Source organism: Streptomyces sp. 8P21H-1 (genome assembly GCF_013302945.1).
In genome coordinates, this window is the sequence record NZ_JABTYA010000207.1 from 1 (window position 1) to 6,836 (window position 6,836).

Consider the following 6,836-nt stretch of genomic DNA (forward strand, 5'->3'; position numbering starts at 1 on the left):
GGCGGCCCGGGCTTCCGGGCCGCCGCGACGCCTGGGCGCCTGGGCATCGACGAGGGCTCAGGAGGTACAAGTAAAGAGCGGGCCATCCTGATCGGATGGCCCGCTCTTTCGACTGCTGTGTCAGAGCTACTGACTTTGAACTGCTGTGGAGCTAAGGAGAATTGAACTCCTGACCTCCTGCATGCCATGCAGGCGCTCTACCAACTGAGCTATAGCCCCTTGCGGTGTCCCACCGGGTCTCCCCGGCGGCGACGCCAACATTACCGGTCCCCCCGGCGCTCCACCAAATCGTTTCCGGTCGCCGCCGACGGCACCGCGCTCAGGCCGTGGCGAACGAGTAGAAGCGCTTCAGCGTGCAGTGCTCGTCGAGGAGCCGGCCGTAGATCGGCTCCCCCTCCAGCTCGCGGTACGTCTCGATGGGGTCGCCTTTTATGATCAGCGCCCGCGCGCATTCCTCGCACCAGTACTGGTACTCGTGGTTGACCGGCTCCATGTCGCGGACGATGGGCGTACCACTGCCGCACCAATCGCACTTGCGCCTGTGTGCACCCATCGATCAGCTCCAGCTGTGGCCGCAGGCCGTGCACACGTAGGAAACTCCTCCGCTGTCCCCGAGGACTTGGGCGACGTGGGCCGAACCGCGGGAAGGGCGGTCGAGGTGATCGGGGCGGATGACCGGGTCCCGTGTCACCGCGGATCCGGGAAGGTCGCCGACCTCCCCGAGGATGCTCGCAGGCATCGCCACTCCCTCCCGTCGGGTCGCGCCCCCTTCCGGCCGTTTGATTCTGCCACGGTCGGAGCAATACGGTCAGCGACGCCTTCGTACCAGTGTGGACACGGACCCCGTGACGGCGATCGCGGCCGGCACGAACGCGCGGACCCGTGGCGTGTCCGAAGAGGTATACGCCCCGGAGGCCCAAGTCACTCAAGAGTCACCCGAGCCGGATCGGGAAGAGTGCGGCGAACGCGGGCGGGCGCGGGCCGGCCACCGGTGGGGGAACGAGAAATCCCGCCCCCTGGAGGGGACGGGATCCTCGGACCGTGGAGCTAAGGAGAATTGAACTCCTGACCTCCTGCATGCCATGCAGGCGCTCTACCAACTGAGCTATAGCCCCTTGTGGTGTTCCGGTCGCTTTCTCGGCGGCCGGACAAGAAGAACTTTAGCCTGCGACCAGCCGGAAAGTGAAATCCGGTGCCGGGAGGCGGGGAGCCGGGTGCCCCTTCCGCCGCCGGACCGGCGGACGGACGGGCTGACAGACCGGCGGGGCACCGCGCCAACGGGGCGACGGGGCAGCGGGGCGATGGGGCGGGCCAGGACGCTCCGGCCGGTGTACGTACGGGCGTACTGGCGTACGTACGCCTGTCCCGGCCGGAGGCCCTAGTCGTCGTCGCCCAGCACCGGCTCCGGCAGGGTGCCCGCGTTGTGCTCCAGGAGCCGCCAGCCGCGCGCGCCCTCGCCGAGGACCGACCAGCAGCAGTTGGAGAGCCCGCCGAGGCTCTCCCAGTGCGGTGGGTCCAGGCCGAGGAGGCGGCCGATGGTGGTGCGGATGGTGCCGCCGTGGCTGACGACCACGAGCGTGCCGTCGTCGGGGAGCTTCTCGGCGTGCCGGAGCACCACGGGGGCCGCGCGGTCGGCGACCTCGGTCTCCAGTTCGCCGCCGCCCCGCCGTACGGGCTCGCCGCGCTTCCACGCCGCGTACTGGTCGCCGTACCGCTCGATGATCTCCTCGTGCGTCAGGCCCTGCCAGACGCCCGCGTAGGTCTCCCGCAGCCCCTCGTCGTGGGCCACGTCGAGACCGGTGAGCACGGACAGCTCGTTCGCGGTGTGGGCCGCGCGCTTCAGGTCCGAGGCGACGATCGCGTCGGGCTTCAGTGAGGCGAGCAGCCGGGCGGCGCGGCGGGCCTGGGCCACGCCGGTCCCGGTCAGCTCGACGTCCGTGGTGCCCTGGAAGCGGCGTTCCACGTTCCACAGGGTCTGGCCGTGGCGCCACAGGATGACGCGGCGTCCGCGTCCCGCCTTCCGCCCGGCCTCGGACAGCGGCCTGTCGTCCGGCGCCGGGCGGTCCGGGCCGGCGGTCATCGAAGTTCTCCGCGCAGCTCGGCGGCGTCCTCCGCGTCCTGGAGCTCGGCGTGCTCGGCGGCCTTGCCGCGGGTGGCCTTGGCGTCCTCGGGCAGGTCGAGCTCGGGGCAGTCCTTCCAGAGCCGCTCCAGCGCGTAGAACACGCGCTCCTCGCTGTGCTGGACGTGCACCACGATGTCGACGTAGTCCAGCAGGATCCAGCGGGCGTCGCGGTCGCCCTCGCGGCGCACGGGCTTCGCGCCGAGTTCCTTGTTCAGCCGCTCCTCGATCTCGTCGACGATCGACTTGACCTGGCGGTCGTTGGGCGCGGAGGCCAGCAGGAAGGCGTCCGTGATCGACAGCACGTCGCTGACGTCGTACGCGATGATGTCGTGCGCGAGCTTGTCGGCGGCCGCCTGCGCGGCGGTGTTGATGAGCTCGGTGGAGCGGTCAGTGGCGGTCACTACAAGGCTTTCCGTAGACGGTCAGGAAACCCCGGGGGGTCGTACCCCAAGGGTCTCACGGACCACCGACGGCCCCCACGCGATAAATGGATCACCCGGATCCGCCGGCCGCGGGCCCGGAGCTCCCGGTCCCGGGCGCGTCCCCGCGCCTCCCGGGACGGGCGGCGCGGCCCGTCCCGGGGCGGCCTACCCGCCCACCTCGTAGTCCTGGCCCAGGACCACCGACACCTCCGCGTTCGAGACGACCTCGCCCTTCTTCACCGCGCTCGTGGGCAGGCCCAGTGTCTTGGCGACCTCCACCGCGTCCTGCTTCCTCGCTGCGTCGGCGTAGGTGATCTCGGACACCGCCTGCGCGGCGTCGGCCGTACCGCCGTCGACGAAGGTGTAGCCACCGTTGAGCAGGACGACCCGGGCCTTCTCGGTGGCGTCCTCGTCGGCCGTGGCGTTGCGGATGCCGACCTCGACGGCCGCGCCCTTCTCGGGGCTCCTGGCGGTGCCGCCGAGCACGTCCTTGACCACGCTGTCGCCGGCCCCGGCGCTGAGCCTGCCGTCCGTCTGCACCGGCAGCAGCGCCGTCTTGTAGTCCCCTCCCTTGGCGCGGTCCGCGAGCTTGGCGAGGAACGTGCCCAGGTCGCCGTCGGTCAGCGAGGGGTCGAGGATCTGCGCGAGCGTCTGCACGGTGGTCGTCGCGGCCTGCGGGTCGGACGACAGCTTGCGCAGCACACCCTGCACGACCTGCCCGAACCGCTGGAGCTGCGCGTTCTGCGACTCCCCCGCGGCGCGGTACGTGGCGTACGCGACGGCCATCTTGCCGCTGAGCGTCTGGTCCTCGCCCTCGTTGACGAGCGGGGCCTCGCCCTTCTTCTTCGCGTCGGGGTCCGGCACGTCGGTGTCGGTGTCGACCTCGATGTTGCCGACGAGTTCGACCAGGTTGTTGAGGTACGGCGTGTCCAGGCGCCAGGTGCCCTCGATGTCCGTCCCGAGCACGGTGTCGAGCTCGTCGCGCGTCCCCGAGGAACCGTCGTCGTCCACCGACTTGGAGAGGGTGGTCGCGGTGCCGTCGTCGTCGGTGAGGGCGAGGGAGTTGGGCAGCAGGACCGTGGTGCCCTGCTCGGTGGTGGTGTTGTCGACGAGCAGGGCCGTCGAGGTGTCGCCGCCCTTGGTGTTGTGCAGGTGGACGACGATCACGTCGCGCTTCTGGGCGCCGGCGGCGGTGGTCGCGCCCTGCTTCGGGTCCGGGGAGGACCCGGGGAGCTTTCCGGCGGACCAGAGGTAGCCGGCTCCGCCGACCGCGACCAGCGCGAGGACGACGCCGAGGGCGACGATCCGGCCGCGCGCCCTGCGCTTGGCCTCCTCGCGCCGCTCGGTGCGGTTCTCGGTGAACTTCAGCCAGTCAATGACGTCTTCGGAGTTCTCGGGCTGCTCCTCGACGAACGCGAACTGCTCGGTGCGGTAGTCGGGTGCGTCCCGCTGCTCGTCCGGTTCCGGCGCCGGTTCCGGGACCGGGACCGGGACCGGGACCGGGACCTCCGGAGGGCCGACCTCCGGAGGTCCCGCCTGCTGCGGGATGTAGGCGGTCTGCCCGGCCGCGGGGGGCTGCTGACCGGTGCCGTGCGACGGCACCACGGGCGGCGCCTGCTGTCCCGCCGTGCCCGTCGCGTACGGGTCGTAGCCGTAGCCCTGCCCGTAGTCCTGCCCGTAACCCTGCGCGTATCCCTGGTCGTACTGCCCGCCGTGGTCCGGCCCGTACCCCTGTCCCTGGCCGCCGTGTCCCTGTGCCTGCCCGCCGTAGGGGTCGTACGCGCCGTACCCGTCCTGCTGTCCGGTGTGCGGGGTGTGCTGCGGGGAGTGCCCCGGTTGCGGCACCTGCCGGTACACAGGCTGCCCGAACTCGTCGTAGCCGACCAGCTCGTACGGGGCGTCCCCGTACCCCGCGTCGTATCGGTCGTTCACCGGTGCCCCTCTCGGCTCACTCGCCGCGGTACAACTCACGCTTGTCGATGTAGCGCACCACACCGTCCGGCACCAGGTACCAGACCGGATCGCCCTTCGCGACCCTGATGCGGCAGTCCGTGGAGGAGATGGCCAGCGCGGGGACCTCCACGAGCGAGACACCGCCCTCCGGCAGGCCGGTGTCGGTCAGTATGTGGCCGGGGCGGGTGACCCCGATGAAGTGCGCGAGGGAGAACAGTTCGTCGGCGTCGCGCCAGGTGAGGATCTGGCCGAGCGCGTCGGCGCCGGTGATGAAGAAGAGGTCGGTCTCGGGGTTGAGCGCGCGCAGGTCGCGCAGCGTGTCCGTGGTGTAGGTGGGGCCGCCGCGGTCGATGTCGATGCGGCTCACGGAGAACTGCGGGTTCTCGGCCGTCGCGATGACCGTCATCAGATAACGGTCCTCGGCCGCCGAGACCTTGCGGTCGGACTTCTGCCACGGCTGGCCGGTCGGTACGAACACCACCTCGTCGAGGTGGAACTGCGCGGCGACCTCACTGGCGGCCACGAGGTGCCCGTGGTGGATCGGGTCGAACGTTCCGCCCATGACGCCGAGGCGGCGCTTGCCCGGGTTCGACGGTCCCCTTCCGGTGCCACGCCGTACGCCGTGCGCCGCGGCGCCCGCCGGACCGGTAGGCATGTCCTGCTCTCCCATGCGTGCAGACCCTACCGGCCCGGACGGCGGGCTCTGTCCCGCGGGCGTCAGCGGTCCCGGTTGAAGCGGGTGGTGATCCACAGCAGCAGCAGGAGCGCCAGGAAGGCTCCACCGCCGACCAGCAGGGGGTTGAGGCTCTCGTGGTTGCCGCCGTGCTCACCCTCGGCGGCAAGTGTGACCAACTGGGCAGCGGTGCTGGGGAAGCTCATCTTCGGCAGGACCTATCCGGTGTAGGCGGGATGCGGACTTCCGCACATCGTAAGCGGGTGCCCTCTGCCCCATCACTTCGACTCCGCCGTTGGGACGGCCGGGTGTCCGATCGCCGGACCCGCCGGACCGGGAACCTTCCGCGGGGTCTCAGTCGTCCCGTTTGTAACCGCGCAACAGGAACCAGGCCGCCAGCACGCAGCCGACGACCATCACGATCAGCACGACGCGGAGGAGATTGCCCGCCCCCTGCTCCTGGGCGGCGGTCGCGGCCCCGGCGAGCCAGGGGCCGTGTCCTCGGATGTGCTCCATGACGTCCTACTCCTTCGCTGTACTGCCCGTCCACGGTAACTCCGCCTAGGCTGGACCCCGCCTCAGGGGGACAGCAGGCAACCAGACGCATGGGGGACCACATGCCGGAAGACAGCCACGAGAACGTACCGAGCAGGCAGCGCAGGCGCTTCGAGGGGATCTCCTCCCGGGCGTACGAGCACCCCGCGGACCGCTCGGCCCTGGTCGCCCTGCGCAAGCTCAGCGGTTTCGACACGGTCTTCAAGGCGCTCAGCGGCCTGCTCCCGGAGCGGAGTCTGCGGCTGCTGTTCCTGTCGGACTCGGTGCGCGTCTCCGACATGCAGTTCTCCCACCTGAACGTGATGCTGCGCGACGCCTGCTACATCCTGGACCTGGAGAAGGTCCCGCCGATGTACGTCAACCAGGACCCGCAGCCGAACGCGATGTGCATCGGCCTCGACGAGCCGATCATCGTGGTCACCACCGGGCTCGTCGAGCTGCTCGACGAGGAGGAGATGCGGGCGGTCATCGGTCACGAGGTGGGCCACGCGCTGTCGGGCCACTCCGTCTACCGCACGATCCTGCTCTTCCTGACCGGCCTCGCCCTGCGCGTGGCGTGGATCCCGCTCGGCAACCTCGCGATCATGGCGATCGTGACCGCCCTGCGTGAGTGGTTCCGCAAGTCCGAGCTGTCCGCGGACCGGGCGGGCCTGCTGGTCGGCCAGGATCTGCGGGCTTCGATGCGCGGCCTGATGAAGATCGCTGGCGGCAACCACCTGCACGAGATGAACGTGGACGCGTTCCTGGCGCAGGCCGAGGAGTACGAGGCCGGCGGCGACCTGCGCGACTCCGTGCTCAAGATCCTGAACGTGATGCCCCGCTCCCACCCGTTCACCACGGTCCGGGCGGCCGAGCTGAAGAAGTGGGCGGAGTCCCGCGACCACCAGCGGATCATGGACGGCCACTACCCGCGCCGCGACGAGGACGGCGACACGTCGGTCACCGACTCCTTCCGCCAGTCGGCGGCCAGCTACGCCACGGACGTCAAGAACTCCAAGGACCCGCTGATGAAGCTGGTCAGCGACATAGCGGGCGGGGCGGGCGACCTCGGCGGACGGGTGCGGCGCGGCTTCGGCGGCTTCGCGAGCGGCGCCGGGGGCGGTGGCGGTGG

Annotated in this window: 9 protein-coding genes and 2 tRNA genes; 1 reads left to right on the forward strand and 10 read right to left on the reverse strand. The window is 70.6% G+C overall.

What is annotated here, in order from left to right; genetic code table 11:
* Nucleotides 1–146: 146 nt before the first annotated feature.
* From HO151_RS03435 to HO151_RS03480, 10 genes are all read right to left on the reverse strand, one after another.
* Nucleotides 147–219: transfer RNA gene (locus HO151_RS03435), tRNA-Ala, on the reverse strand.
* 100 nt (nt 220–319) lie between these two features.
* A complete protein-coding gene (locus tag HO151_RS03440) occupies nt 320–553 on the reverse strand; it encodes a hypothetical protein (protein WP_173894630.1) in 234 nt (77 codons plus the stop codon).
* A 3-nt stretch (nt 554–556) separates the two neighbouring features.
* Nucleotides 557–739, reverse strand: coding sequence for a hypothetical protein (locus HO151_RS03445; protein ID WP_173894631.1), 183 nt, complete (start codon nt 737–739; stop codon nt 557–559).
* 303 nt (nt 740–1,042) lie between these two features.
* A tRNA-Ala gene (locus tag HO151_RS03450) sits at nt 1,043–1,115 on the reverse strand.
* 263 nt (nt 1,116–1,378) lie between these two features.
* Nucleotides 1,379–2,080 carry a histidine phosphatase family protein gene (locus HO151_RS03455; RefSeq protein ID WP_254594683.1) on the reverse strand — a complete coding sequence of 234 codons (702 nt, stop codon included), beginning with the start codon at nt 2,078–2,080 and terminating at the stop codon, nt 1,379–1,381.
* Nucleotides 2,077–2,523: a ribosome silencing factor gene (gene rsfS, locus HO151_RS03460; RefSeq protein ID WP_173894632.1), complete on the reverse strand. Its 447-nt coding sequence runs from the start codon at nt 2,521–2,523 to the stop codon at nt 2,077–2,079. Before rsfS ends, HO151_RS03455 begins: the two co-directional genes overlap by 4 nt.
* A gap of 186 nt (nt 2,524–2,709) precedes the next feature.
* Nucleotides 2,710–4,476: an LCP family protein gene (locus tag HO151_RS03465; protein ID WP_173894633.1), complete on the reverse strand. Its 1,767-nt coding sequence runs from the start codon at nt 4,474–4,476 to the stop codon at nt 2,710–2,712.
* Between the two features lie 16 nt (nt 4,477–4,492).
* Entirely contained in the window at nt 4,493–5,167 is a 675-nt protein-coding gene (gene nadD / locus HO151_RS03470; RefSeq protein ID WP_173894634.1) for a nicotinate-nucleotide adenylyltransferase, read from the reverse strand.
* A gap of 47 nt (nt 5,168–5,214) precedes the next feature.
* Nucleotides 5,215–5,376 (reverse strand): hypothetical protein, encoded by a 162-nt coding sequence (locus tag HO151_RS03475; RefSeq protein ID WP_173894635.1) that lies wholly within the window; start codon nt 5,374–5,376, stop codon nt 5,215–5,217.
* A 148-nt stretch (nt 5,377–5,524) separates the two neighbouring features.
* Entirely contained in the window at nt 5,525–5,686 is a 162-nt protein-coding gene (locus HO151_RS03480; protein WP_173894636.1) for a hypothetical protein, read from the reverse strand.
* 101 nt (nt 5,687–5,787) lie between these two features.
* On the opposite strand from HO151_RS03480, the gene HO151_RS03485 reads away from it, so the two are divergent.
* Nucleotides 5,788–6,836, forward strand: a 1,049-nt coding sequence (locus HO151_RS03485; RefSeq protein ID WP_254594684.1) for a M48 family metallopeptidase, incomplete at its 3' end; no start/stop codon positions are given.

Bases quoted from the DNA above. Each gene is read 5' to 3' on its own strand.
- HO151_RS03440 (WP_173894630.1), bottom strand. From the start codon at position 553: ATGGGTGCACACAGGCGCAAGTGCGATTGGTGCGGCAGTGGTACGCCC.
- HO151_RS03445 (WP_173894631.1), bottom strand. From the start codon at position 739: ATGCCTGCGAGCATCCTCGGGGAGGTCGGCGACCTTCCCGGATCCGCG.
- HO151_RS03455 (WP_254594683.1), bottom strand. From the start codon at position 2,080: ATGACCGCCGGCCCGGACCGCCCGGCGCCGGACGACAGGCCGCTGTCC.
- nadD (WP_173894634.1), bottom strand. From the start codon at position 5,167: ATGGGAGAGCAGGACATGCCTACCGGTCCGGCGGGCGCCGCGGCGCAC.
- HO151_RS03475 (WP_173894635.1), bottom strand. From the start codon at position 5,376: ATGAGCTTCCCCAGCACCGCTGCCCAGTTGGTCACACTTGCCGCCGAG.
- HO151_RS03480 (WP_173894636.1), bottom strand. From the start codon at position 5,686: ATGGAGCACATCCGAGGACACGGCCCCTGGCTCGCCGGGGCCGCGACC.